The organism is Massilia oculi, from assembly GCF_017582745.1.
GTDB lineage: Bacteria > Pseudomonadota > Gammaproteobacteria > Burkholderiales > Burkholderiaceae_D > Telluria > Telluria oculi_A.
Genome location: NZ_JAFVIM010000003.1, coordinates 304,940 through 329,213, shown reverse-complemented (window position 1 = coordinate 329,213; position 24,274 = coordinate 304,940). Strand labels below are relative to the sequence as shown.

The following is a 24,274-nucleotide window of genomic DNA, read 5'->3' as shown; positions in this document are numbered from 1 at the left end:
AGACGGAACCGATCATGAAGAAGCTTTTCGCGACTCCCTGCGCACTGGTGGTGGCGCTGTTCCTGGCCGGCTGCCAGAGCGCCCCGCCGAACGCCACCTATGATGCCATCGCCCAGGAGATGGCCAAGGCCAACGCCCAGCCAGCGCCGCGGCCGGCGGTCGACGATGCGGTGGCCAATGCGCTGCTGCCGCCGGCGGCGACCCTGGCCAGCCAGCTGCCGAAGGCGCGGCCGGCGCTCGAGGAGCGCTTCAACGTCGCCTTCAACAACGTGCCCGCGCAGCAGTTCTTCCGCTCGATCGTGGCCGGCACCCGTTACAACATGCTCGTGCACCCGGACGTCAGCGGCAATATCAGCGCCAACCTGAAGGACGTGACCCTGGTCGAGACGCTGGAAGCGGTGCGCGATATGTACGGCTACGATTACAGGATCGACGGCGCGCGCATCAGCATCCGCCCGCTGACCATGCAGACCCGCATGTTCCAGGTGAACTACCTGACCGCCAGCCGGCGCGGGATGTCGAACACGCGCGTGTCCTCGACCTCGGTCGCCGATGCCGGCAACAACAATAACAACAGCGGCAACAACAATGGCGGAATGGGCCAGGGCTTCGGCAACCAGGACGGGCAGAATGGCCAGAACGGCCAGAACGGCAACAACCTGAACGGCCAGCGCCAGCTCAACAGCACCGACGTCCAGACCCGCTCCGACAACGACTTCTGGAAAGACCTGAAGGAATCGATCGTCGCCATCGTCGGCACGCTCGAGGGCGGGCGCAGCGTGGTGGTCAGCCCGCAGTCCGGCGTGCTGGTGATCCGCGCCATGCCCGACGAATTGCGCAACGTCGACGCCTACCTGAAGGCGACCCAGCTGTCGGTGGACCGCCAGGTGATCCTGGAGGCGAAGATCCTCGAGGTGGAGCTTTCCGACAGCTACCAGAGCGGCATCAACTGGGCCTCGTTCGCCTCGTTCCGCGGCGGCACCGCCAACCGGGTCTCGAGCGGCATGATTTCTCCCGGCGCGAACCTGGCGCCGCTGCCATACAACGGCGGCCAGCCGGCCGTGATCAACAATGGCTCGGGCCTGTCGGCCAGCACCGGCTTCTCGCTGTCGAACGCGGCCAGCGCGGCCGGCTCGCTGTTCGGCTTCGCCTTCCAGACCAATAACTTCGCGGCGCTGATCACCTTCCTGGAATCGCAGGGCAGCGTGCACGTGCTGTCGAGCCCCCGCATCGCGGCGATCAACAACCAGAAGGCCGTGCTCAAGATCGGCACCGACGAATTCTTCGTCACCGGCATCACCAATAACATCAACACCACCAACAGCAGCACCATCGTCAGCCCGAGCGTGACGGTGCAGCCGTTCTTCTCTGGCGTGGTGCTGGACGTGACGCCGCAGATCGACGACAAGGGGAATATTCTCCTGCACGTGCATCCATCGGTGAGCCAGGTCACGACCGTCAACAAGGACGTCGATCTCGGTTCGGGCGGCACCCTGCGCTTGCCGCTGGCGGCGTCGAGCACCTCGGAGCTCGACAGCATCGTGCGCGGCCGCGATGGCCAGGTGGTCGCGATCGGCGGCCTGATGCGGCAAGCTTCGAGCGGCGACACCGACCAGTTGCCGGGCGCCGACAAGATCCCGCTGCTGGGCCAGCTGTTCCGCAACAAGAGCCGCTCGAGCCAGAAGCGCGAGCTGGTGGTGTTGATCAAACCAACCATCGTCGAAGGGGCGAGCGACTGGAGCCAGGACATGCTGGACGCCGGCCGCCGCATCGAACAGCTCGACCCGCGCAGCCGCGGCCGCACCCTGGGCGCCGACTGATGTACGCGACGCACTTCGGCCTGCGCGAGCTGCCGTTCGGGATCACGCCCGACACCAGCTTCTTCTTCGGCAGCCCGCGCTCGCAGGAAGCGCTGAACACGCTGCTGGTGGCGACCCGCGGCGGCGAAGGCTTCATCAAGATCACCGGCGAAGTCGGCACCGGCAAGACGCTGTTGTGCCGCAAGTTCATGGCCACGCTGGGCGAGGGCTTCGTCACCGCCTACATCCCGAATCCCTACCTGGAGCCACGCACCCTGATGCTGGCGCTGGCCGACGAACTGGCCATTCCGCTCGAGCGCGACGTCGACCAGCACCAGCTGCTCAAGGCGATCAACCTGCGCCTGCTCGATCTGGCCGGCCAGGACTTGCGCGTGGTGCTGTGCCTGGACGAGGCGCAGGCGATTCCGGTCGAGAGCCTGGAGGCGCTGCGCCTGCTGACCAATCTCGAGACCGAGAAGAGGAAGCTGCTGCAGATCGTCCTGTTCGGCCAGCCGGAACTGAACCGCAAGCTCGAACTCGAGTCGATCCGCCAGCTGGCCCAGCGCATCACCTTCCATTATCACCTCGGCCCCCTGAGCCGCGACGACCTCGATTTTTACGTGGCGCACCGCCTGCGCGTGGCCGGCTTCAGCGGGGCGCGCCTGTTCTCGGGCGCCGCGATCCGTGGTCTCTACAAGGCCAGCGGCGGCGTGCCGCGCCTGGTCAACATCATGGCGCACAAGGCGCTGATGCTCAGCTACGGCCAGGGCAAGCAGCAGGTGGTCGGCAGCCATGTGGCGATCGCCGCGCGCGATACGGTGGGCGTGACGCGCACGATCTGGACCTGGCTCGCGGGTGGCGCCGTCGTCGCCGGCGCGGCGGCGGCCCTGGCCTGGGCGCTCGCGCTATGAGCCTGATTAACAAGATGCTGCAGGACCTTGATGCGCGCGCCGGCCAGCCCGGCGCCGCGCCGATGCCGGCCGACGTGCGCCTGCCGCCGGCGCCCGAGCCACGGGCCCGATGGATGCGTGGCGCGCTGGCGGGTGGGGCGGCGATCGCCGTCGCCGCGGCCGGCGTGATCGGCTGGCGCATGATGGGCGAACAGCCGCCGCCGGTGGTGGCCGCGGCGGCGCCCGTTGCGCCTGCCATACCGGCGCCGGAGGCGGTGCTGGTCGAGATGCCGGCGGCCGCGCCGGTGCTGGTGGCCGACGTCGCTCCGCCGGCGCCGGTAGTGCCGGCACCTGAACCGGAACCCGAACCGTCGCCGCCATCGCCAAAACCAGCGCCCGCGCCGCGCAAGCCGGCGCCACCGAAGCCGGCGCCGGTGGCGCAAGGCAGGATCGAGACGGCCCCGCAGCGCGTCGATAATGCCTATCGCCGTGCGCTGCTGGTGCTGGAAGACGGGCGCGTGACCGAGGCGATCGCGACTCTGCAGGCCGGATTGCGGATCGATCCCAGGCATGAGCCGTCGCGCCAGACGCTGGTGGGACTGCTGATCGAAGCGGGACGGACCGACGAGGGGATGCGCCAATTGCAAGCCGCGCTGGCGCTCGATGCCCGTCAACCGTCGATGGCGATGCTGCTGGCGCGCCTGCAGCTCGAACGGGGCGGCCCTGCGCTCGACACCCTGATGCGCACCCTGCCGCATGCGGCAGGCAACGGCGAGTATCACGCCTTCCTGGCGGGCGTGCTGCAACGCGAAGGACGTCATCGCGAGGCAGCGGAGCATTACCAGGCCGCGCTGCGCGCCACGCCGGGCAACGGCGTGTGGTGGATGGGACTCGGCATCTCGCTGCAGGCCGAGAAGCGCGAGCCCGATGCGATGGCGGCGTTCTGGCAGGCGCTTGGCAGCGGAACGCTGTCGCCCGAGTTGGCGGCCTTCGTCGAGCGCCGCCTGGGGCAGCTCGAACGATAGTCCAGTCCCGGCGACGATTGCCGTCCTTGTGATAGCATCGCCGGGTTCGTTTCATTCCTGGCATCTATTCGCAAAATCACGTGTCCACATCGACGCAGTTCGTCCCTCCAGCCGCGCCGTGGCGCATGCGCGTGGCGTTAACGCTGTCCGTGCTGCTTCACCTGCTGCTGTTGAGTATCCCCATCCAGGGGGATGTCTTCGGGCTTTCCGGCCTGCGCCTTCCTTGGGAAGAGCGGCGCCTTGCCGCCAGCGACCTGCAGATCGTGCTGGCTCCCGCCGCACCCGCCACGCCGCCCGCACCCATCGTGGCGCCCCGACCGCTCCCGCCTCCAGCGCCGGCGCCTGTCCCGCGCGAGCAACCGGCCGCGGCGGCGCCGGCCAGGGCCGAACCAAAACCCGAACCCAGACCCGAACCCAGACCCGAACCCGAACCCGAACCGGACCGGCAGGCTGCGGAGCAGATTCGCCAGGTAGAGCTGATCGCGCTCGCGCGCGAGCAGGCCGAACGCGAAGCAAGCGCGCGCGTCGAGCTTGACCGGATCGCCGCCGAGCGACGGGAAACGGCGCGGCAGGAACAGGAAAGGAAGGATGCGCTGGCCCGCCAGGAAGAGGAACGCGCCGCAGCCGCGCTCTTGGAAGCCGAGCTTCTCGAACGTGAGCGCCTCGACGCCGTGCGCCGCAAGCAGGAGGCGGCGCGCCAGGAAGCCATTCAGCAGGAGCTGGCGCGGCAAGAACTGGCGCGCCAAGAACAGGCCCGCCAGGAGCAGGCAAGGTTGGAAGAAGCCCAGCGCGAGCAGGAGCGCGCCAGGCAGGCGCAGGCGCAAGCCACCCAGGCGCCGGCGCAGCAGGGGCCCGCCGACCGCGGCCAGGCCGCGCAACTCGCGCCGCGGGCCGAACGGCTGCGCGCGATCGCCGAACAGCTGGCCCGCGAGTCCGCCGGACGCGACCGCGCCGGCAGTACGCCGGGAGTGCCGCCGCCCACGGTCAGCGGCCTGCGCCGCGGCTGGCTGTTCGGACGCTCCGATCCGAACCAGGACCTGGTCCAGTATGCGCAAGCCATGGGTCGCAAGATCGAGTTGAACCGGACGCTGGACATGGTGCGCGAAGCGGTGAAGCAGCCGCACACGCAGCCGGTCGTGACGGTGGCGGTGCGCGCCGACGGTTCGGTGGAGAAGATCACGTTCGAGACCTCGAGCGGGGTGGCGGCGATCGATGACGGCATCCGCAAGATCATCGCGAGCCAGGCGCCATACGGCCCATTCCCGCCGGCGCTGGCGCGGCAGTACGACGTGGTCGAGATTCGCCGTACCTGGATCTTCGACGTCGCCGTGCGCCTGCAGTGAGCGACATCAAAGTTTCTTGACAAGAACTCATGGTGATCCTAAAGTGATATCACTTTGATGCTACTTGCCCGAGGGGAGTCCACCATGAATGCAGCACATACGCGCCGCGAGTCGGCGTTTTCGTCGGCAAATGGCTACCTGGCGGCCAGCGCCGGGGTTCTCCTGCTGCTGGCTTCCTTCTATCTGCTCAAGCGGATGGCCGAGTCCTCCGACGGCCTGTCGTTCCTGCTCGGCGCCGTGGCGCTGGGGCTCGCAGGCCTGCTGTGCCTGGGCGGCCTGTACATGCTGCAGCCGAACGAGAGCGCAATCCTGACCCTGTTCGGCAAGTACATCGGCACCGACCGCAGCGAAGGCCTGCGCTGGGCCTTCCCGTTCTACGTCAAGCGCCGCCTGTCGCTGCGCGCCCGTAACTTCAATGCGCCGACGCTCAAGGTCAACGACAAGCGCGGCAACCCGGTCGAGATCAGTGCGGCGGTGGTCTGGCGCGTGCGCGACACCGCCCAGGCCGTGTTCGAGGTGGACGACTTCGAGCGCTACGTCTCGATCCAGGCCGAGGCCGCGCTGCGTCACCTGGCATCGCAATACGCCTACGACGAAGGCGAAGACCTTGCCCCGGGCGAGACCACCCTGCGCGCCGGCATGGACGTGGTGGCCGATACGCTCAAGGGCGAACTGCAGGCGCGCTTCGAGGCGGCCGGCGTCGAGGTGCTCGACGCCAAGCTGACCCACCTGGCCTATGCCGCCGAGATTGCCCAGGTCATGCTGCGCCGCCAGCAGGCCGAGGCGATCATCAGCGCCCGCGCTAAAATCGTGCATGGCGCGGTGAGCATGGTGGAGACGGCGCTGAAGGGCCTGTCCGAGCGCGGCATCGTCGAACTCGACGACGAGCGCAAGGCGGCGATGGTCAGCAATCTGCTGGTCGTCCTGTGCTCGGACAAGGAAACCCAGCCGATCGTGAACACCGGCACCCTGTACAACTAGCAGCGAAGAGCATGGCAAGTCCCGGTAAAAAAGCGTTCCCGTTGCGGATCGATCCGGCCCTGTGGGAGGAACTGCAGCGCCTCGCGGCGCGCGACCTGCGCAGCGTGAACGCTCAGATCGAGTTCCTGCTGCGCGAGAGCCTGGCCCGGCGCGGTGTCAAAGCCAGGGAACCGAAGAGCAAGGACAATGGAGAGCAAGATGAAACGTAGTGCGAACGGCGGCCTGGTCTATTCCACCGAGAGCGGGCGCATGTGCCCCGACTGCCGGCAGCCGGTTGCCGCCTGCGCGTGTTCGGCCAAGGCGCCTGTCGTCGGCGACGGCGTGGTGCGCGTCTCGCGCCAGTCGAAAGGGCGGGGCGGCAAGACGGTCACCCTCGTCAAGGGCGTGGCGCTCGATCCGCTCGCCTTGGCGCTGCTCGGCAAGCAGTTGCGCACGGCTTGCGGCTCGGGCGGCACCGTCAAGGATGGCGTGATCGAAGTGCAGGGCGACCATTGCGAGCTGGTGATGGACACCTTGGCGAAGCTGGGCCACGCGCCGAAACGGGCATGATCTCCAAACAATTCGTCTCGAGGGTAGCCCTGAAGACCGAGCAGATCGCGAGCTTCGACGGGTATCCGTTCTGCCTGCCCGCGGTGCGCCACCTGGGAACCCTCGAACTGCATCCGAAGGTGACCTTCGTCGTCGGCGAGAACGGCTCGGGCAAGTCGACGCTGCTGGAAGCCATCGCCGTCGCCTACGGCTTCAATCCGGAGGGCGGCACCAGGAACTTCGGCTTCAACACGCGCCAGTCGCATTCGCCCCTGCACGAATACATCCGGCTGTCGAAGGGCGTGAAAAGCCCGCGGGATGGCTTTTTCTTCCGCGCCGAGAGCTTCTTCAACCTGGCCACCGAGATCGAGCACCTCGATCGCGAACCCTCCGGCGCGCCGCGCATCGTCGATTCCTACGGCGGCAAATCCCTGCACGAGCAATCGCACGGCGAATCGTTCTGGGCCCTGGTGATGAACCGCTTCGGGGGCCGCGGCTTCTACGTGCTCGACGAACCGGAAGCCGCGCTGTCGCCCCAGCGCCAGCTGGCGCTGCTGAGCCGGATCCACGAGCTGGCTAACGACAATTCCCAGTTCATCATCACCACCCACTCGCCGATCCTGATGGCCTATCCGGATGCCTGGGTCTACCAGTGTTCGGCAGAAGGCATTGAGCGCGTGCACTACCAGGACACCGAGCACTTCCAGGTCATGCACGACTTCGTTGTGAACCCCGAGCGCATGCTCGACATCCTGCTGGACCGGACCGGCGACGGGCGCTAGCGTCGTCCAGGGGCGGCCGGGAGGGCAGCCATGTGCTAAAGTGACATGATTGCTGGTGTAGAACGCAGCCAGCGCGTATCCCCCCGGTCAAAGCGACCTAAAAATAAACCCCGGGTGTCCCATGAATCTGTTCGAACATTTGGCTGTCCTGGCGCTGCTGGTGCTGGCGGCCGGCTTCCTGTCCCTGACCGAGATCGCGCTGGCAGGCGCACGAAAAATCAAGCTCAAATTGCTGGCCGAGGCGGGCGACGAGCGGGCCCAGAAGGTCATGTCGCTGCAGGCCCAGTCGGCCGACTTCTTCGCCGCCTCGCAACTGGGCCTGAACGCCATCGCCATCCTCGGCGGTATCCTGGGCGAGGGCGCCCTGCGGCCATTCTTCCTCGATTGGCTGTCGCTGTTCTACAGCGGTCCGGGCCGCGAGAACGTGGCCTTCGTCCTTTCTTTCGTGTTCGTCACGACCCTGTTCGTGCTGTTCTCCGACCTGATGCCCAAGCGCCTGGCGATGATCGCGCCCGAAGCGACGGCGATGGCCGTGATCCGACCCGTGCTGTTCGTGATCCGCCTGTTCAGGCCATTTTCCTGGGCGCTGAACAAGATTGCCAATATGCTGTTCCGCCTGTTCGGGGTCGACATGACGCGCGAAGACCGCATCACCTTCGACGAAATCTCGGCCGTCGTCGAAGCCGGCGCCCAGGCCGGTGTCCTGCAGAAGCAGGAACAGCACTTCATCGAGAACGTGTTCGAGCTCGAATCGCGCACGGTGACGTCGACGATGACGACCCGCGAGAACGTCGTGTTCTTCGACCTGAGCGAGCCCGAGGAAAGCATCCGCCAGAAGATCGCCAACCATTCGCTGTCGAAGTTCCCGGTGTGCGACGGCGTGATCGACCGCGTGGTCGGCTATGTCGACACGCGCGACATCCTGGTGCGGCTGCTGAGCAAGCAGACCAGGTTCCAGCTGAGCGAACTGACCATCCGCACGGCCCTGATCATCCCCGACACCCTGACCCTGTCCGAGATGCTCGACCGCTTCCGTTCGAGCAAGGAAACCTTCGCGATCGTCATCAACGAATACGCCTTCGTGGTCGGCGTGATTACGCTGAGCGACATCATGGTCACCGTCATGGGCCGCTGGGGCAGTCCGCTCGAAGCCGACCAGCAGACCTTGCAGCGCGACGACGGCTCGTGGCTGATCGACGGCAGCACGCCGGTGGCCGACATGAAGCGGGTGCTCGACCTGCCGTCGCTGCCCGAGGAAGAGCGCTACGAAACGGCGGCCGGCTTCATGATGTACATGCTGCGCAAGGTGCCCAAGCCGACCGACAGCGTCGAGCACGAAGGCATGCGCTTCGAGGTGGTCGACGTCGACCACTACCGGATCGACCAGTTGCTGGTGAAGCGCCTGGAACGCGCCGACGCCTCGCCCCTGTCGGTGAGCTCATTGACCGATTAGCCGCGCGACTAGCGGGTGGCTGAGCCGTGCGTCAATATATCGGGCGCTTTGGTAGCCTGTGCTGGTCCGGCTCGCTCCGTGAAGCGAGCCGCTTCCAACCTACAGGAGCCCCATACATGTCTATCCGCAACCTGCTTTCCTCGATCCTGATCGGCGCCGTCGCCAGTGCGCGCTCGATGACTCCCATGGCCACCATCGCCACCGCGCGCCTGGCCGGGCGCGGCACCTCGGGTGAACTGTTCCTGCTGGACCGTCCGACCTTCAAGTATGGCGCGCTGGCGATGGGCGTCGGCGAGCTGTTCGGCGACAAGATGAAGAGCGCTCCCGACCGCACGGTCTTTCTTGGCTTGCTGGCGCGCGTGATGAGCGCGGGGATCGCCGGTGCGGCCCTGGCGCCACATGGACGGGAAAAGGCGGGCGCCGCCGCTGCAGTGGCCACCGCCGTGCCGCTGGCCTACCTGACGCTGGCCGGCCGCAAGCAGGCGATGGCGCGCATCGGCCAGACCAAGAGCGGCCTGATCGAGGATGCGCTGATCGTGGCCGCCGGCGCCGCGATCGTGGCGATGGCCACCAAGCCACAGCGCGCCTACTGATCGTTAGAGGCGGCCGAGGCGCGACAACGCCAGTTGCAGCGTCTCGTCCTTCTTCGCGAAGCAGAAACGCACCACCCGCGACTCCTTCGGCTGGCCGTAGAAGGCCGATACCGGAATCGCCGCCACCTTGATCTCGGTGGTGAGCCAGCGCGCGAAATCCGCCTCCGACTGGTCCGAGATGGCGTCATAGCGCACGCACTGGAAATACGTCCCGTCCGACGGCAGCAGGGTGAAGCGCGAGCCGGCCAGGCCGGCGCGGAACAGGTCGCGCTTGCCCTGGTAGAAGGCGGGCAGGTCGCGCCATGGCGCCGGGTCTTGCAGATAGGCGGCGATCGCGTGCTGCATCGGCGCCGTCACGCAGAACACATTGTATTGGTGGACCTTGCGAAATTCCGTCATCAGGGCCGCCGGCGCCGCCACATGGCCGATTTTCCAGCCGGTGACGTGGAAGGCCTTGCCGAAGCTCGACACCACGAAGGCGCGTTCGGCCAGCCTTGGGTCGCGCGACACCGACGCATGCGGCTCGCCGTCGTACACCATGTGCTCGTAGACCTCGTCGGACAGCACCAGGATCGGCGTGCCGTCGACGATCGCCGCCAGCGCATCGAGGTCGGCCTGGCGCAGGATGGTCCCGGTCGGGTTGTGCGGCGTGTTCACCACGATCATCCGCGTGCGCGGCGTGACCGCGGCGGCTACCTGTTCCCATGGCACGCTGAATCCGGCCTCGTCGAAGCGCATCGCCACCGGCACCACCACGCCGCCGGCCAGCGCGATCGCCGGTGCATAGCAGTCGTAGGCCGGCTCGATCACGATCACTTCGTCGCCCGGATGCACGACGGCCAGGATTGCCGTGTGGATCGCCTGGCTGGCGCCGACCGTGACGGTGATCTCGGTATTGGCGTCGTAGCGGTGGCCATAGGTGGCCTCGATCTTGGCCGCGATCGCCTGGCGCAGCACCGGCATGCCGGTCATCGGCGCGTACTGGTTATGGCCGGCGCGCATCGCCTCGGCCACCAGGTCGACCAGCTTCGGGTCGCAGGCGAAGTCGGGGAAGCCCTGGCCGAGGTTGACGGCGTCATGCTCGAGCGCCAGCTGCGACATCTGGGTGAACACGGTGGTGCCCACTTGGGGCAGGCGGGAAACCAGTGGAGGAAGGCTCATGGGCTTGGGCGAATCGTGAAGATGATATTGGACTTATTCTAGCGTGCCTTCGGCCCTGGCCTTGAGCCAGGCCTCGGGCAGCATGATGCGGAACAGGCCGGCCTGCGCCGTCTTGCGGCCCAGCTTGAGCAAGGCCTTGTCCTTGCTGATCAGGACCGAGGCGCCGGCGTCGCGCGCCAGTTCCATGAATTTCTGGTCGTCGCGGTCGGTGCAGACCGGCAGGCGGATCGGTTTCGCGTCCGGCGCGACCAGGCGCAGCAGGGCGTCGAAGCGGGCCGCGGCCTGTTCGCGGCCGGCCTCGTCCAGCGGCAGGTGCGGGTAGCGCAGCACCGCGAGGTATTCGTCGCGGCATTCGGCGCGCGTGATCGCATCGACCTGCTTCGCCTCGATGGCGGCCAGCAGCTCGGCCCAGCGCGGGTCGTGGAACACGAACAGGTCGAGCAAGACGTTGGTGTCGATGACGATAGGTTTGGCTGGAACGGTTATCATGTAGCTTGTTTATTTGCGGAAAATATTTGTTCGTTCATGCTGATTGTCCTGTCCCCCGCCAAGTCGCTCGATCTCGAATCGCCCCTGACCACCAAGCAACATACCACTCCCGACTTCATCCCGCAGGCCGCGGAACTGATCGACGTGCTGCGCGATTACTCGCCGGCCCGGATCAGCGAGCTGATGGACCTGTCGGATGCGCTCTCGGTACTCAATGTCGGCCGCTATGCCCACTGGCAGCCAGACCATGCCGAGGCGCGTCCGGCGGTCATGTCCTTCAACGGTGACGTGTACACCGGCTTCGACGCCCCGACGCTGGATGCGCAGGGGCTGAAGTACGCCCAGCGCCACGTGCGCATCCTGTCGGGCCTGTACGGCCTGCTGCGTCCGCTGGATCGGATGCATCCCTACCGCCTCGAGATGGGCACCAAGCTGGCGAATCCGCGCGGCAAGGATTTGTATGCGTTCTGGGGCGAGACCATCACGCAGGCGCTGAACCGCCAGTTGGCCGAGACCAAATCGACGGCGCTGGTCAACCTGGCCTCGACCGAATACTTCAAGTCGGTCAAGCCGAAGCTGCTCGATGCGCCGGTGATCGAACCGGTGTTCCAGGACTGGAAGAACGGCCAGTACAAGATCATTTCGTTCTTCGCCAAGCGCGCCCGCGGCATGATGGCGCGGTATGCGACCGAGCGCGGCATCACCGATCCGGAGCAGCTCAAGGAATTCGACGTCGACGGGTATGCGTATGAACCGGGCGCTTCCAAGGAACGCGCCTGGGTGTTCCGCCGTCGTATCGAGGCCTGAACGAAACCCGGGGCCGGAAGGACTGCCGGCGCCCGAAGGCGCCGGCGTGCGATCTTATTCGACCGCGTCCTTCGGCGACGGCTTCGGTCCGCTCTTGGCCCAGAACTTCCACCACGGCGCGTCACGGCGCGCGTTCGGGTTGAGGAAGTAGCTGTCCGGATAGTTGAGCAGGAACACGCGCTGGGTATCGTCGCGCAGCAGCGGCATGCCGAGCTTGTCGTAGCTGCGGATCATGATGAACAGCGCCTCTTCGCGCGCCGGTGCGTCGCTGTAGTTGGCGACCGCGTCCTGGGCGCGATTGAGCGCCGCCAGGAAGGCGCCGCGGCGATAGTAGTAATTCGCCACGTGCACTTCGTACTGCGCCATTGCGTTGATCAGGTAGCTCATGCGCTCGATCGAGTCCGGCGCATATTTGCTGTTCGGGAACTTGTCGACCAGGGCCTTGAAGGCGGCGAAGGCTTCGCGGGTCGCGCGCGGATCGCGCTCGGTCGGATCTTGTTCGTAGACGAAGCTGAAGAAGCCGAGCTGGTCGTTGAAGTTGATCAGGCCGCGCAGGTAATACATATAGTCGACTTGCGCGTGGTTCGGGTGCAGCTTGATGAAGCGCTCGACGGCGGCCAGCGCCTCGGCCTGGTCCTGCGCCTTGTAGTGGGCGTAGGCGATCTCCATCTGCGCCTGCGTTGCATAGACGCCAAACGGGAAGTTGGTTTCGAGCCGTTGGAACAGCGGAATTGCGGCTTCGTAGTGCCCGCCGGCCATCTCCTCGCGCGCCTCAGCGTATAATTTCTCCGCCGACCAGTTTTTGGATTCGTCGGTAGGCTTCGGCAGAACACTGCATGCCGAGAGGCCGACGAGGGCGCAAGTTGCGACCAACACAGACAATTTTTTTTGCATAGCTTTTTGCAGAGAAGTTTTACCTAGATTCAACGAACGGCTGATTATAGCCGATGGGACTGACGTGATATTAACTCCTGCGCCGGATTCGGCGGATTTACCTATTGACCCTGACTTTGACGATGAACTGGAGGCCGGGTTCGCCCCCGCGCCCGGCATCGACCTGTCGCCGATCACGCTCGCGCTGCAAGAAGAACACTGCGGCCAGCGCCTTGACAAGGTGGTGGCCGGCCTCGTGCCCCAGTTCTCGCGCAGCCGCCTGCAGCAATGGTTCGAAAGCGGCCACATCACGGTTGACGGCAAACCGGCGCGCGGCAAGGACACCGCCTATGGCGACGAGACGATCGTCGTCGAACCGCAGGCCGCGCCCGAAGACACGGCGTTCGCGCCGGAACCGATGGAACTGAACATCGTCCACGAGGACGACGACATCATCGTCATCAACAAGCCGGCCGGCCTGGTCGTGCACCCTGGCTCCGGCAACTGGAGCGGCACGCTGCTCAACGGCCTGCTGCACCACTGCCCGCAACTGGTGGGCGTGCCGCGCGCCGGCATCGTGCACCGCCTGGACAAGGACACCAGCGGCCTGATGGTGGTCGGCAAGACCCTGGCCGCCCAGACCGACCTGGTGCGCCAGCTGCAGGCGCGCACCGTCAAGCGCGAATACTTCGCGTTGGTGTGGGGCACGCCGCGCGCCTCGGGCACCATCGACAGCCCGATGGGGCGCGACGCCAAGGACCGGGTCAAGATGGCGGTCTCGAACAGCCCGTTCGCCAAGCCGGCCATCACCCATTACGAGCGCGTCGTCACCGGCGAGCTCGATCGCCGTCCGGTGTCGCTGGTGCGCTGCCGCCTGGAGACCGGCCGCACCCACCAGATCCGCGTCCACATGCAGTCGCTGGGCTTCGCGCTGGTCGGCGACGCCGTCTATGGCAAGCGCCACCTGACGCCGGTCTTCCACCGCCAGGCGCTGCAGGCGCGCCGCCTCGGCCTGGTGCATCCGGGTACCGGCGAACAATGCGAATGGACCGTGCCGCTGGCCGACGACTTCGCCGCGCTGATCGCGCAGGCGGGCATCGAGGAGCCACGGGACGACGACTTCGCCAGCGACGCTGGCGGCAAATTCGACGACGAGGATGACGACGACGGCGTCGTCACCTACCGCGTATGACGGATAAAGCGCTTGCCGGCGCCGACCTGGTCTGGCCGGACTGGCCCGACCTGCCGGCCTCGATCGGCGCGCTGGCCACCAGCCGCGATGGCGGCGTCAGCGCCGCGCCCTATGACGACGGCAAGGGCGGCGGTGGGCTCAACCTCGGCTTGCACGTGAACGATGACCCGGAAGCCGTGCGCGTCAACCGCGAGCGCCTGCAGGCCTGGCTGCCGGGCCGTCCGGCCTGGATCGCCCAGGTGCACGGCGCCGACGTCGTCGACGCCGTGAAGGTGGGGACTGATCGGCCGGTTTGTACTGGCGACGCCAGCATGGCGACCGCGCCGGGCGTCGTGTGCGCGATTCTCACCGCCGACTGCCTGCCGGTGCTGTTCGCCGACCTCGATGGCAAGGTGGTGGGGGCGGCCCACGCCGGCTGGCGTGGCTTGGCAGGTGGGGTGCTGGGCGCGACCGTGAAGGCCATGCGCGCGGCTGGCGCCGGCGAGATCACTGCCTGGATGGGGCCAGCCATCGGTCCCGACGCCTTCGAGGTGGGGCAGGACGTGGTGGACGCCTTCGTGGCCGCCATCGAAGGCGATGCCGCGCGCGCCTGCTTCCGCGACTATCCTGGGCGTCCGGGTAAATACTTGGCCGATATGTTCACCCTGGCGCACCTGATGCTGGCGCGCGACGGGGTCGAACGCGTCCACGGCGGCGGCCTGTGCACAGCCAGCGCACCCGAGCGCTTTTATTCCTACCGCCGCGATGGCGTCACCGGCCGCCAGGCTAGCTTGATCTGGATCAAGTGACAAATCGGCATCCTGGCCGATACTGCTCAGTCGCCGTCGCCGTCCCCATGGGACGCTTCGGTGACGTCCCCAGCCGCATCCTTGTTTCCGGGTTTGTCTCGGCGCTGGTTTTGCCCGCCTTTTGCCATCTGGCGGCGCTGCCGACGCCGCTTTGCGCCAGTGAGATAGAAAAGAATGGATAATGGCACTGCGCAATAAAAAACGAAGGTCATGATTCCGCCGACCACGGTCGGTTCGGTCGCCGCCATGAGCACGACAACATATATCCAAGCAATGGCGACGATCCACATGATGTTTTGTTTCCTGGTTGAAGAGACGAGATTCTAACAACGGATGCCTACATGAACATGCCTGACCCGCAAGCTTTTGCCGCAACCTGGTTGTCCCAATTCACCGATCCCAAGGCCTGGGATGGCTGGATGAAAATGGCGCCCATGACCCCGCCGCCCGCATCCGCCAATCCACTGACCGGCTTCCTGAAAGATATCGGCGCCGGCATCGATCCGGGCAAGCTGGAGTCGATCCGCGACGACTACCTCAAGAAGGGCGCCCAGCTCTGGCAAGATTTTGTATCGGGCAAGACGCCCGAGCTGCATGACCGGCGCTTCTCGGCCTCGGAATGGACCGCGCACCCGCTGTCGGCATTCTCGGCCGCCTCTTACCTGTTGAATTCCGAATTCATGCTGGCCCTGGCCGATGCAGTCGAGGCCGGTCCACGCGAACGCCAGAAGATCCGCTTCGCGGTGCAGCAAATGGTCGACGCCATGTCGCCCGCCAATTTCTTCGCGACGAATCCGGAAGCGCAGAAGAAGATGATCGACACCAAGGGCGAGAGTCTGACCAAGGGCATGGCGAATATGCTGGCCGACCTGCAGAAAGGCCGCATCTCGCAGTCGGACGAATCCGCCTTCGAGGTCGGCCGCAACGTCGGTAATACGCCGGGCCAGGTGGTGTTCGAGAACGAGCTGTTCCAGCTGATCCAGTACACGCCGACCACGCCGACCGTGCACAGCGTGCCGCTGCTGATGATCCCGCCCTGCATCAACAAGTTCTACATTCTCGACCTGCAGCCCGAGAATTCGCTGGTGCGCTATGCGGTAGAGCAGGGCAATACCGTGTTCATGGTGTCCTGGCGTAACCCTGACCGCAGCCAGGCGCACCTGCGCTGGGACGATTACGTGGAAACGGGCGCGATCCGCGCGCTGGAAGTGGTGGGCGAGATCACCGGGCAAGAGAAGGCCCACGTGTTCGGCTTCTGCGTCGGCGGCACGATCGCCGCCACCGCGCTGGCGGTGCTGGCCGCGCGTGGCCGCCAGCCGGCGGCCAGCCTGACGCTGCTGACGACCCTGCTCGATTTTTCCGATACCGGCGTGCTGGAAGTATTCGTCGACGAGGCCCAGGTGGCGCTGCGCGAGCAGACCCTGGGCGGCGGCGGCCTGATGCCGGGGCGCGACCTGGCGACGACCTTCTCGGCCCTGCGTCCAAACGACCTGGTATGGAACTATGTCCAGCAAAACTATTTGAAGGGCAAGGAGCCGCCGGCCTTCGACCTGCTGTACTGGAATGCCGACAGCACCAACTTGCCGGGGCCGATGTTCTGCTGGTACCTGCGCAATACCTATCTGGAAAACAAGCTGAAGAATCCGGGCGCGCTGACGGTGTGCGGCGTGCCGGTCGACCTCGGCAAGATCGACGCGCCGGTGTTCATGTACGGCTCGAAGGAAGACCATATCGTGCCATGGCAGGCGGCCTATGCCTCGATGGGGCTGCTCAACCCCAGGAACGCGAAGGCGAACCGTTTCGTGCTGGGCGCTTCGGGCCATATTGCCGGCGTCATCAATCCGGCGGCGAAGAACAAGCGCAGTTACTGGGTCAACGACAAGGGCGGCAAAGGGGCGGGCAAACTGCGGCCGAAGGACGCCGCCGCCTGGTCCGCTGGAGCGGTCGAGCACCAGGGAAGCTGGTGGCCGGAATGGGCAAAATTCCTGGCGCAACACGGCGGCGCCGACGTGCCGGCGCCCGAGGCGCCCGGCAATGCGCAGTACACGGCGCTGGAACCGGCGCCGGGACGCTACGTCAAGGCGCGGGCCGATTGAGCATTGGAGCGATTTGTTGACAGAAAAGCTAAGACAGTGATTAAACTGGTAATTGCTGCACCTGCGTCAATTGCATGGTATGGTGTCTGCTGTCCGTCTACTGCCGACCTGGTGGCGGATGGGCAGGAGACGAACCGGCCATGCCGGCGCACACAATTCTAAGTACGAGGCTCACGAAGCCGCGGCGCAACCTATGGAACGAGAGATGAGCAGTGTGAAGAAAAGTACGGAACGCCTGATCAAGAAATACCCGAACCGTCGCCTGTACGACACGCAGACCAGTTCATACATTACGCTGTCCGACGTCAAACAGCTCGTGCTCGACGCCGACGAGTTCACCGTGGTCGATGCCAAGAGCAACGAAGACCTGACCCGCAGCATCCTATTGCAGATCATCCTGGAAGAAGAAGCCAACGGCGTCCCGATGTTCTCGAGCTCGGTCCTGGCCCAGATCATCCGCTACTACGGCCATGCGATGCAGGGCATGATGGGTTCCTACCTGGAAAAGAACGTGCAAGCCTTCACCGATATCCAGAACAAGTTCACCAGCAACGCCGCCGGCGCCCTCGAAGGCAAGCCGTTCAGCCCCGAAATGTGGACCCAGTTCATGAACGTCCAGGGCCCGATGATGCAGGGCATGATGAACAACTACATCGACCAGAGCAAGAACCTGTTCCTGCAGATGCAGGAGCAGATGCAGAACCAGAGCAAGGCGATGTTCGGCGCTTTCCCGTTCCCGGGCATGCCGACCAATCCGACCGACAAGAAATAAGCGCGTCGCTCAGCGCTGCAACACAGCGGCCCGGCGTCCCCACCGGGTCTCCGGGTTCAGGTACAATCGCGGATTGCCCAAATCATTTGTCGTCCGCCCATGCCTGAACTCCGTCGTAATCCTTCCGCCAACTCTGGCAGCATCGCTGCCGCTGCGAAAGCCCCAGCCATCGTTATCCCGACGCCGGCCGCGGGTGTGACCGCGCCGAAGGTCGGCTTCGTCTCGCTCGGCTGCCCGAAGGCGCTGGTCGATTCGGAACAGATCCTGACCCAGCTGCGCGCCGAAGGCTACCAGACCGCCAAGTCGTATGACGGCGCCGACCTGGTGATCGTCAACACCTGCGGCTTCATCGACGCCGCGGTGCAGGAGTCGCTCGACGCGATCGGCGAGGCGCTGGCCGAGAACGGCAAGGTGATCGTCACCGGCTGCCTGGGCGCCAAGAAGGATGCCGCGGGCGACGACATCATCACCAAGGTGCACCCGAAGGTGCTGGCCGTGACCGGCCCGCACGCGGTGACCGAGGTGATGGAATCGGTGCACCTGCACCTGCCGAAGCCGCACGACCCGTTCATCGACCTGGTGCCGGACCACGGCGTCAAGCTCACGCCCAAGCACTACGCCTACCTGAAGATTTCCGAAGGCTGCAACCACCGCTGCAGCTTCTGCATCATCCCGTCGATGCGCGGCGACCTGGTGTCGCGCCGCATCGACGAAGTCCTGCTCGAAGCCGAGAACCTGTTCAAGGCCGGCGTCAAGGAATTGCTGGTGATCTCGCAGGACACGTCCGCCTACGGCGTCGACGTCAAGTTCCGCACCGGCTTCTGGAACGGTCGTCCGATCAAGACCCACATGACCCAGTTGGTCGAGGCCCTGGGCCAGCTGGCGCGCCAGTACGATGCGTGGGTGCGCCTGCACTACGTCTATCCTTACCCGCACGTCGACCAGGCGATCCCCTTCATGGGCGACGGCCACGTGCTGCCTTACCTCGACATCCCGATGCAGCACGCGCACCCGGATGTGTTGAAGCGCATGAAGCGCCCGGCCAGCGGCGAGAAGAACCTCGAGCGCATCCTCAACTGGCGCAAGATGAACCCGGACCTGACGATCCGCTCTACTTTTATTGCCGGCTTCCCGGGCGAGACCGAGGCCGAGTTCGAATACCTGCTGGACTTCCTGAAAGAAGCGCAGATCGACCGCCTGGGCTGCTTCGCCTATTCGCCGGTCGAAGGCGCGACCGCCAACGAGCTGGCCAATCCGGTGCCGGAAGAAGTGCGCGAGGAGCGCCGCGCGCGCGTGATGCTGCTGCAAGAGGAAATCTCTGCCAAGCGCCTGCAGGCCAAGGTCGGCAAGACCCTGCGCGTGCTGGTCGACGAAGTCGGCCCGCGCGAAGCGATCGGTCGCTCGGCCGCCGATGCGCCGGAAATCGACGGCGTGGTCCACATCAAGCGTCCGCTGGTGCCGGGTAAGCAGAAGCTGGCGGTTGGGCAGTTCGCCGACGTGGTTGTCACCCGCGCAGATGCCCACGACCTGTGGGCCAATCCGGTCTGAAGCACTTCCATTAACCCCCGGCGCGCGAGTCCAATGAACGAGAAGTCGATCCAGACCACCCTGATCCATAGCGACTACGTCGCGCCGAGCGGCTTCGATGCCTTCCCACCCGGCATCCACCGCGCATCGACGGTGCTGTTCCCGAACACGGCGGCGATGCGCTCGACCGAGTGGCGCGACAAGCAGGCCTATACCTATGGCCTGCACGGCACGCCGACCACCTTCACCCTCGAAGGCAAGCTGGCCGAGATCGAAGGCGGCAAGCATTGCCTGCTGACCCCTTCCGGCCTGTCCGCGATCGCCATGGTCGATTTCGCCTTGCTCAAGAGCGGCGACGACGTCCTGCTGCCGGATAACGTCTATAACCCGAACCGCGAGCTGGGACGCTGGCTGACCCAGGACTTCGGCGTGTCGGCGCGCTACTACGATCCGATGATCGGCGCCGGCATCGCGGAGCTGATCCAGCCGAACACGAAGCTGCTGTGGACCGAGGCGCCAGGATCGGTGTCGATGGAAGTGCCGGACCTGCCGGCCCTGTGCCAGGCGGCCCATGCGCGCGGCGTGATCGTCGCGCTGGATAACACCTGGGCGGCCGGGCTGGCGCTGCGCGGCTTCGATCACGGCGTCGACATCGTCATGCATGCGCTGACCAAGTACCAGTCGGGCGGGGCGGACCTGCTGATGGGCGCCGTGATCACGCGCGATAAAGCGCTGAACGACCGCATCGCCCAGGCCCATATGCGGCTCGGCATGGGCGTGAGCCCGGACGACGCCTACCTGGTGCAGCGCGGCCTGCCGACGATGAAGCTGCGCTTCGAGCGCCACGACGCGAGCGCGCGGACGCTGGCCGCCTGGTTCAAGGCGCGGCCGGAAGTCAGCAAGGTGCTGCATCCGGCGTTCGAGGATTGCCCCGGCCACGCGTCCTGGCGCCGCGATTTCACCGGCGCCGGTGGCCTGTTCTCGGTCGTGTTCGATCCACGTTATGACGAGGCCCAGGTCGACCGCATGGTCGATGCATTGACCCTGTTCGGCATCGGCTACAGCTGGGGCGGACCCAACAGCCTCGTGATGCCGTACCGGATCAAGAGCCTGCGCGACAAGTGGACCGAGCCCGGCGTGCTGGTGCGCTTCAACGTCGGCCTGGAAGACCCGGCCGACCTGATCGCCGATCTGGAACAGGCCTTCGGCCAGCTTTGAATGAAAATGGGGCCATGTCGGCCCCATTCGTTTTTATACCGGCATCGCCCGGTTACTGTTCAGGTCGAGGAAACCGCGCACCAGGCGGTAAGCTTTCCACACCCAGACCACGAACCACAGCAGGTAGGCGACCGGAATGCCGATGACGGTGATGAACAGCACGCCGCCGACAGCCATCCAGGCCACATACCACCAGAACGAACGGATCATCCAGGTGTGATGGCTGTGGACCATCGTGCCCACGGTTTCCGGGCGCTTGACGTAGTTGATGATCACCGGGACGATCGACAGCATCCCGAGCGAAAAGAAGAAGGTCAGCGCGTGGATGACGTACAGGATGCGCGCCCAGTGCTTGTTGTCCTCGACACCGCGTTCCAAAACCAGTTCTTGCGACATAGTGGCTCCTCATGAAGGACGGGGTGAATCCCGTTTGTTGTCATTGTAGCAGCGTCGGCCGCAAAGAACCGGATCATGCCGGCCGGAATGACGAAGGACTCAGCCTACATGCTGCTGGACCCACGCCACCAGCCGCCCCGCATCCATGGCGCCCGACTGGCGCGCGATCTCGCGTCCGCCCTTGAATAGCGCGAGGGTCGGAATGCTGCGGATCGCGAAGCGTCCGGACAGATCCTGCGAACGCTCGGTATCCACCTTCAACAGGCGCACCTTCGGCTCCAGGCGCTGGGCGGCCTGGGCATAGGCCGGCGCCATCATCTTGCACGGGCCGCACCATTCGGCCCAGAAGTCAACCAGCACCGGGATATCGTTGCGGCCCACGTGGCGCTCGAAGCGGGCGCTGTCGACGTCCAGCGGGCGGCCTGTGAAAATGGCTTGCGAGCATTTGCCGCAAGTAGGGGCGTCCTGCAGGCGGGCCAAGGGCATGCGGTTGACCGCATCGCAGTGCGGGCAGACGACGTGGAGCGGGTCGCTCATGGTGTTCTCCTTCCTCTGAAACGATGACGGTATTGTAAGCGGTGCCGCGCGATTCCGTCGCCGGCCCAGCCATGCGCCGCGCCCGGCCCGACGTGCATAAAATGATGGAAACGACACGATCACGAAAGACCGATGCCTCAATCCGATACGAACGGGCGCCTGCTCGTCGGCTGCGCCGGCTGGAGCCTGCCATCGGCTTGCGCCGACGCTTTTCCCGCCGAGGGCAGCCACCTGGAACGCTATGCCGCCGTCTTTCCCACGGTGGAAATCAATTCCTCGTTCTACAAGCCGCACAAGCCGGAAACCTATGCCCGCTGGGCCGCCAGCGTGCCGGACGAATTTCGCTTCGCGGTCAAGGTGCCGCGCGCCATGACGCACGAGGCGCGCCTGCTCGAGGTCGACGAGCAGCTCGACCGTTTCCAGCGCGAGGCCGGCATGCTGGGCCACAAGCTCGGCTGCCTGCTGGTGCAGCTGCCGCCGCGCTTCGGCTTCACCGATGCGCCGGCGCAGGCTTTCTTCGACGGCTTGCGCGCACGCTTCGGCTGCAGCATCGCCTTCGAGGCGCGCCACGCCAGCTGGTTTTCCGAACCGGCCACGGCCTTGCTGCGCGAATGCGGCGTGATCCGCGTGATCGCCGATCCGGCCGCCGGCCAGCCGGGCCCGCACGAGCCCACCAGCGACAGCGAGGTCTACGTGCGCCTGCATGGCACGCCGCGCATCTATTATTCGCGTTACCCGCAAGAAGAGATCGCACGCTGGCGCGCCGAATTCGATGCGCTGGTCGCGCAGGGACGCAAGGTCTGGTGCATCTTCGATAATACGGCCGAAGGGGCGTCCGTCCCGAATGCCTTGGAATTGATGCACGGACAGGTCATGCAAGTAATCTAGGACTTTGCGATACTGCTGGCATCATGGTGACCGCGACATTTCGTTTTTATCAGGAACTCGGCGACTTCCTGCCGCGCGAGCGGCGCGGCCGCACCTTCGCCACCGAATGTGCGCACCGGTCGACCACCAAGCACATGATCGAGGCGCTCGGCGTGCCGCATACCGAAGTGGAGATGGTGCTGGTCAATGGGGAAGAGAGCGGTTTCGACCGGGCGCTGGAAGAGGGCGACCACGTCGCCGTGTATGCGCGCTTCGAACTGCTGGAGATCGGCCCGCATGGCGGCCACGGAGCTGAGCGGCTGCGTGAGCGGCCCCGCGAGCGCATGCGCTTCGTCGCCGACTCGCACCTGGGTGGCCTGGCGCGCCTGCTGCGCATGGCCGGCTACGATACGCTCTACGACAACCATTACCATGACGACGACGTCGAGGACCTGGCAGCGAACGACGACCGCATCGTCCTGACGCGCGATCGCGAGCTGCTCAAGCGGCGCTCGATCGTACATGGCTGCTACATCCACGCCCTCGATCCGCCGCAGCAGTTGCGCGAGCTGTTCGAGCGGCTCGACCTGGCCGGCGGCGCGCGTCCGTTTTCGCTATGCCTGCACTGCAATGTGCTGCTGCGCGCGGTCGACAAGGCCGATGTGCTCGATCGTCTGCCTCCATCGGTGAGTGCGCTGCACGACAGCTTTACCACTTGCGACAACTGCCTGCGGGTCTACTGGAAGGGCTCGCACTACAAGCGCATGGCGGCGTTGCTGGCGGCGGTGGGCCAGCGCAGCGAAGGCCCCCTGGACGACTTTGCCGATGTAGAATCGTCCGAGGAACCCGAGTTCCACCCGTGAGCGTGACTACCTCTGCCGCAACACCATCCCATTCTCCGGCGCCTGTCGCCGGCATGCCCCTGCGGGTCGAGTGCCCGCCGGGCGCCTGCGTGTGCGCGCGCGAACGGGTGCTGGCCGACCCGGCGGCCGACCGGCGGCCCCTTTTGATCGACCGTCAGCAGGAACAGAAGCTGATCGAGCGCATAGGGCGCGTCGACAGCTACGCCGACCTGCGGCACGTGCAGAACCTGATCAGCAAGAACGTCGGCAGCGAGCTGCGCATCGCGCCCGGCCCCAACGAGGTGCGCACGGTGCGCGGCATCGTGATCGTGCTCGAGGAGCGTCCCGGCCTGTGCAGGAAGCTGCGCCAGTCGGTGCCGGCGGCGGTGCGCCGGCGCCTGGCCGAGCGGCCCGAGATCGCCTGGGCGATCCTCGACGCCCACGACCTGTTCGGCGCAAGCTGACGCGTCAATGGTTGCGGTGCGGGGAGCGCGCTGTACGCGAATCGTCCGGCTCTTATACAATCGATGACAGAGCGGCATCTGCCGCCCGTGAACCACCTCGCGCGGCTTTTATCTTGCGCGCAGCATCCTGGAGAATCCCATGTCGGGCTATAGCATCAATATCGAAGAAAAAACGCTTGCAGGAAACAACTTCCGCGAAGTGCTGTACACCACCAAGCGCAGCCAGCTGGTCATCATGACCCTGCAGCCGGGTGAAGAGATCGGCCTCGAGCACCACGATGGCCACGACCAGTTCATCCGCGTCGAAGCGGGCGAGGGCGTGGCGCTGCTGGACGGCGAAGAACACAAGCTGGAAGACGGCGTCGCCGTCGTGATCCCGGCCGGCACCGAGCACAACGTCATCAATACCTCGAAGACCGAGCCGATGCGCCTGTACACCCTGTACACCCCGCCGGAGCATCCGGACGGCATCATTCACGCCACCAAGGCCGAAGCGGACGAGTACGAGCGCCAGCACGGCCACTGATCCTCAGTGAGCGGCGGTCGACCGGGAGCGCGGCGAGTCGCTCCTGGCGGCCGGCTGGGCGGTCATGACAAGCCCAAGTCCAAACGCAGCCTGGTGACAATGAAGTAGGTGAGAAGTCCCAGGGCCAGCAGCGACAGGAAGAAGATGGCGGCCACCTTGGCCGCCGCGCGCAGCACCGCGCGCCTCTCCTCTATCTTCCCTTTCTTCCCCTGGTCGTAATGCCACTTGATGGCGAAGAACATGCCCGTGCCCAGCACGAGTCCCTTGAATATGACGAAGACGACTGGGATCCATTCCATGATGTTGAGTATTTCCGGCTATGACT

General features: G+C 65.6%; 28 protein-coding genes. 21 read left to right on the top strand and 7 right to left on the bottom strand.

Going from position 1 to position 24,274, the window contains the following annotated elements; all coding sequences use genetic code 11:
* Positions 1–14: 14 nt before the first annotated feature.
* From mshL to J3U95_RS05610, 10 genes are all read left to right on the top strand, one after another.
* Positions 15–1,820 (top strand): pilus (MSHA type) biogenesis protein MshL, encoded by a 1,806-nt coding sequence (gene mshL, locus J3U95_RS05655; protein ID WP_208277658.1) that lies wholly within the window; start codon positions 15–17, stop codon positions 1,818–1,820.
* Positions 1,820–2,710: an ExeA family protein gene (locus J3U95_RS05650; RefSeq protein ID WP_208277657.1), complete on the top strand. Its 891-nt coding sequence runs from the start codon at positions 1,820–1,822 to the stop codon at positions 2,708–2,710. Before mshL ends, J3U95_RS05650 begins: the two co-directional genes overlap by 1 nt.
* On the top strand, positions 2,707–3,714 hold the full coding sequence (locus J3U95_RS05645) for a tetratricopeptide repeat protein (protein ID WP_208277656.1): 1,008 nt from the start codon (positions 2,707–2,709) through the stop codon (positions 3,712–3,714). The genes J3U95_RS05650 and J3U95_RS05645 overlap by 4 nt, the downstream gene beginning before the upstream one ends.
* 170 nt (positions 3,715–3,884) lie before the next feature.
* Complete coding sequence (locus J3U95_RS05640) at positions 3,885–5,057, top strand: TonB C-terminal domain-containing protein (protein ID WP_208277655.1); 1,173 nt, start codon at positions 3,885–3,887, stop codon at positions 5,055–5,057.
* Between the two features lie 84 nt (positions 5,058–5,141).
* Positions 5,142–6,038, top strand: a complete 897-nt coding sequence (locus J3U95_RS05635; protein ID WP_208277654.1) for an SPFH domain-containing protein — start codon at positions 5,142–5,144, stop codon at positions 6,036–6,038.
* An 11-nt stretch (positions 6,039–6,049) separates the two neighbouring features.
* Positions 6,050–6,247, top strand: a complete 198-nt coding sequence (locus J3U95_RS05630; RefSeq protein WP_208277653.1) for a type II toxin-antitoxin system antitoxin — start codon at positions 6,050–6,052, stop codon at positions 6,245–6,247.
* Positions 6,237–6,587, top strand: a complete 351-nt coding sequence (locus J3U95_RS05625; protein ID WP_208277652.1) for a translation initiation factor Sui1 — start codon at positions 6,237–6,239, stop codon at positions 6,585–6,587. The genes J3U95_RS05630 and J3U95_RS05625 overlap by 11 nt, the downstream gene beginning before the upstream one ends.
* Positions 6,584–7,348, top strand: coding sequence for an AAA family ATPase (locus J3U95_RS05620; protein WP_208277651.1), 765 nt, complete (start codon positions 6,584–6,586; stop codon positions 7,346–7,348). Before J3U95_RS05625 ends, J3U95_RS05620 begins: the two co-directional genes overlap by 4 nt.
* A 121-nt stretch (positions 7,349–7,469) precedes the next feature.
* Complete coding sequence (paeA, locus tag J3U95_RS05615; RefSeq protein ID WP_208277650.1) at positions 7,470–8,801, top strand: polyamine export protein PaeA; 1,332 nt, start codon at positions 7,470–7,472, stop codon at positions 8,799–8,801.
* Positions 8,802–8,917: 116 nt separating this feature from the next.
* Complete coding sequence (locus J3U95_RS05610; protein ID WP_208277649.1) at positions 8,918–9,394, top strand: hypothetical protein; 477 nt, start codon at positions 8,918–8,920, stop codon at positions 9,392–9,394.
* Between the two features lie 3 nt (positions 9,395–9,397).
* On the opposite strand, the gene J3U95_RS05605 is transcribed toward J3U95_RS05610, so the two are convergent.
* Together J3U95_RS05605 and J3U95_RS05600 are read right to left on the bottom strand one after the other, a co-directional pair.
* Positions 9,398–10,555 (bottom strand): pyridoxal phosphate-dependent aminotransferase, encoded by a 1,158-nt coding sequence (locus tag J3U95_RS05605; RefSeq protein ID WP_208277648.1) that lies wholly within the window; start codon positions 10,553–10,555, stop codon positions 9,398–9,400.
* Between the two features lie 33 nt (positions 10,556–10,588).
* Complete coding sequence (locus tag J3U95_RS05600; protein ID WP_208277647.1) at positions 10,589–11,044, bottom strand: putative toxin-antitoxin system toxin component, PIN family; 456 nt, start codon at positions 11,042–11,044, stop codon at positions 10,589–10,591.
* A 36-nt stretch (positions 11,045–11,080) separates the two neighbouring features.
* Between J3U95_RS05600 and yaaA the strand changes: the two genes are divergently transcribed.
* On the top strand, positions 11,081–11,851 hold the full coding sequence (yaaA, locus tag J3U95_RS05595; protein WP_208277646.1) for a peroxide stress protein YaaA: 771 nt from the start codon (positions 11,081–11,083) through the stop codon (positions 11,849–11,851).
* Positions 11,852–11,905: 54 nt separating this feature from the next.
* On the opposite strand, the gene J3U95_RS05590 is transcribed toward yaaA, so the two are convergent.
* On the bottom strand, positions 11,906–12,745 hold the full coding sequence (locus J3U95_RS05590) for an outer membrane protein assembly factor BamD (protein WP_208277645.1): 840 nt from the start codon (positions 12,743–12,745) through the stop codon (positions 11,906–11,908).
* Positions 12,746–12,809: 64 nt separating this feature from the next.
* Here J3U95_RS05590 and J3U95_RS05585 point away from each other — a divergent pair, with 64 nt between their 5' ends.
* Positions 12,810–13,916: an RluA family pseudouridine synthase gene (locus J3U95_RS05585; protein WP_208277644.1), complete on the top strand. Its 1,107-nt coding sequence runs from the start codon at positions 12,810–12,812 to the stop codon at positions 13,914–13,916.
* The gene (gene pgeF / locus J3U95_RS05580; protein WP_208277643.1) at positions 13,913–14,704 is read left to right on the top strand and encodes a peptidoglycan editing factor PgeF; all 792 of its coding nucleotides are present in this window, start codon (positions 13,913–13,915) and stop codon (positions 14,702–14,704) included. The genes J3U95_RS05585 and pgeF overlap by 4 nt, the downstream gene beginning before the upstream one ends.
* Positions 14,705–14,730: 26 nt before the next feature.
* Here the strand turns inward: pgeF and J3U95_RS05575 are convergent, their stop codons facing one another.
* On the bottom strand, positions 14,731–14,994 hold the full coding sequence (locus J3U95_RS05575; RefSeq protein ID WP_208277642.1) for a hypothetical protein: 264 nt from the start codon (positions 14,992–14,994) through the stop codon (positions 14,731–14,733).
* Between the two features lie 51 nt (positions 14,995–15,045).
* On the opposite strand from J3U95_RS05575, the gene phaC reads away from it, so the two are divergent.
* The 4 genes from phaC to J3U95_RS05555 all read left to right on the top strand — a co-directional run bounded on the left by phaC (position 15,046) and on the right by J3U95_RS05555 (position 20,317).
* Positions 15,046–16,800, top strand: coding sequence for a class I poly(R)-hydroxyalkanoic acid synthase (phaC, locus tag J3U95_RS05570; protein WP_208277641.1), 1,755 nt, complete (start codon positions 15,046–15,048; stop codon positions 16,798–16,800).
* A 205-nt stretch (positions 16,801–17,005) separates the two neighbouring features.
* Positions 17,006–17,572, top strand: coding sequence for a polyhydroxyalkanoate synthesis repressor PhaR (gene phaR, locus J3U95_RS05565; RefSeq protein ID WP_005670179.1), 567 nt, complete (start codon positions 17,006–17,008; stop codon positions 17,570–17,572).
* Between the two features lie 99 nt (positions 17,573–17,671).
* A complete protein-coding gene (gene rimO, locus J3U95_RS05560) occupies positions 17,672–19,120 on the top strand; it encodes a 30S ribosomal protein S12 methylthiotransferase RimO (protein ID WP_229519650.1) in 1,449 nt (482 codons plus the stop codon).
* A 33-nt stretch (positions 19,121–19,153) separates the two neighbouring features.
* Complete coding sequence (locus tag J3U95_RS05555; protein WP_208277640.1) at positions 19,154–20,317, top strand: cystathionine beta-lyase; 1,164 nt, start codon at positions 19,154–19,156, stop codon at positions 20,315–20,317.
* A 33-nt stretch (positions 20,318–20,350) separates the two neighbouring features.
* Here the strand turns inward: J3U95_RS05555 and J3U95_RS05550 are convergent, their stop codons facing one another.
* Positions 20,351–20,713: a DUF4870 family protein gene (locus tag J3U95_RS05550; protein WP_208277639.1), complete on the bottom strand. Its 363-nt coding sequence runs from the start codon at positions 20,711–20,713 to the stop codon at positions 20,351–20,353.
* A 99-nt stretch (positions 20,714–20,812) separates the two neighbouring features.
* Positions 20,813–21,250 (bottom strand): thioredoxin TrxC, encoded by a 438-nt coding sequence (gene trxC / locus J3U95_RS05545; protein ID WP_208277638.1) that lies wholly within the window; start codon positions 21,248–21,250, stop codon positions 20,813–20,815.
* A 132-nt stretch (positions 21,251–21,382) separates the two neighbouring features.
* Between trxC and J3U95_RS05540 the strand changes: the two genes are divergently transcribed.
* The 4 genes from J3U95_RS05540 (at position 21,383) to J3U95_RS05525 (ending at position 23,949) form a co-directional block, all read left to right on the top strand.
* A complete protein-coding gene (locus tag J3U95_RS05540; RefSeq protein ID WP_208277637.1) occupies positions 21,383–22,138 on the top strand; it encodes a DUF72 domain-containing protein in 756 nt (251 codons plus the stop codon).
* Between the two features lie 23 nt (positions 22,139–22,161).
* Positions 22,162–22,980 (top strand): Mut7-C RNAse domain-containing protein, encoded by an 819-nt coding sequence (locus J3U95_RS05535; RefSeq protein ID WP_208277636.1) that lies wholly within the window; start codon positions 22,162–22,164, stop codon positions 22,978–22,980.
* A 53-nt stretch (positions 22,981–23,033) separates the two neighbouring features.
* Positions 23,034–23,423 (top strand): hypothetical protein, encoded by a 390-nt coding sequence (locus J3U95_RS05530; protein ID WP_208277693.1) that lies wholly within the window; start codon positions 23,034–23,036, stop codon positions 23,421–23,423.
* 139 nt (positions 23,424–23,562) lie between these two features.
* On the top strand, positions 23,563–23,949 hold the full coding sequence (locus J3U95_RS05525) for a cupin domain-containing protein (RefSeq protein ID WP_005670194.1): 387 nt from the start codon (positions 23,563–23,565) through the stop codon (positions 23,947–23,949).
* 62 nt (positions 23,950–24,011) lie between these two features.
* Here J3U95_RS05525 and J3U95_RS05520 read toward each other — a convergent pair whose 3' ends face one another.
* Positions 24,012–24,248, bottom strand: a complete 237-nt coding sequence (locus tag J3U95_RS05520; protein WP_208277635.1) for a hypothetical protein — start codon at positions 24,246–24,248, stop codon at positions 24,012–24,014.
* Between the last annotated feature and the right edge of the window lie 26 nt (positions 24,249–24,274).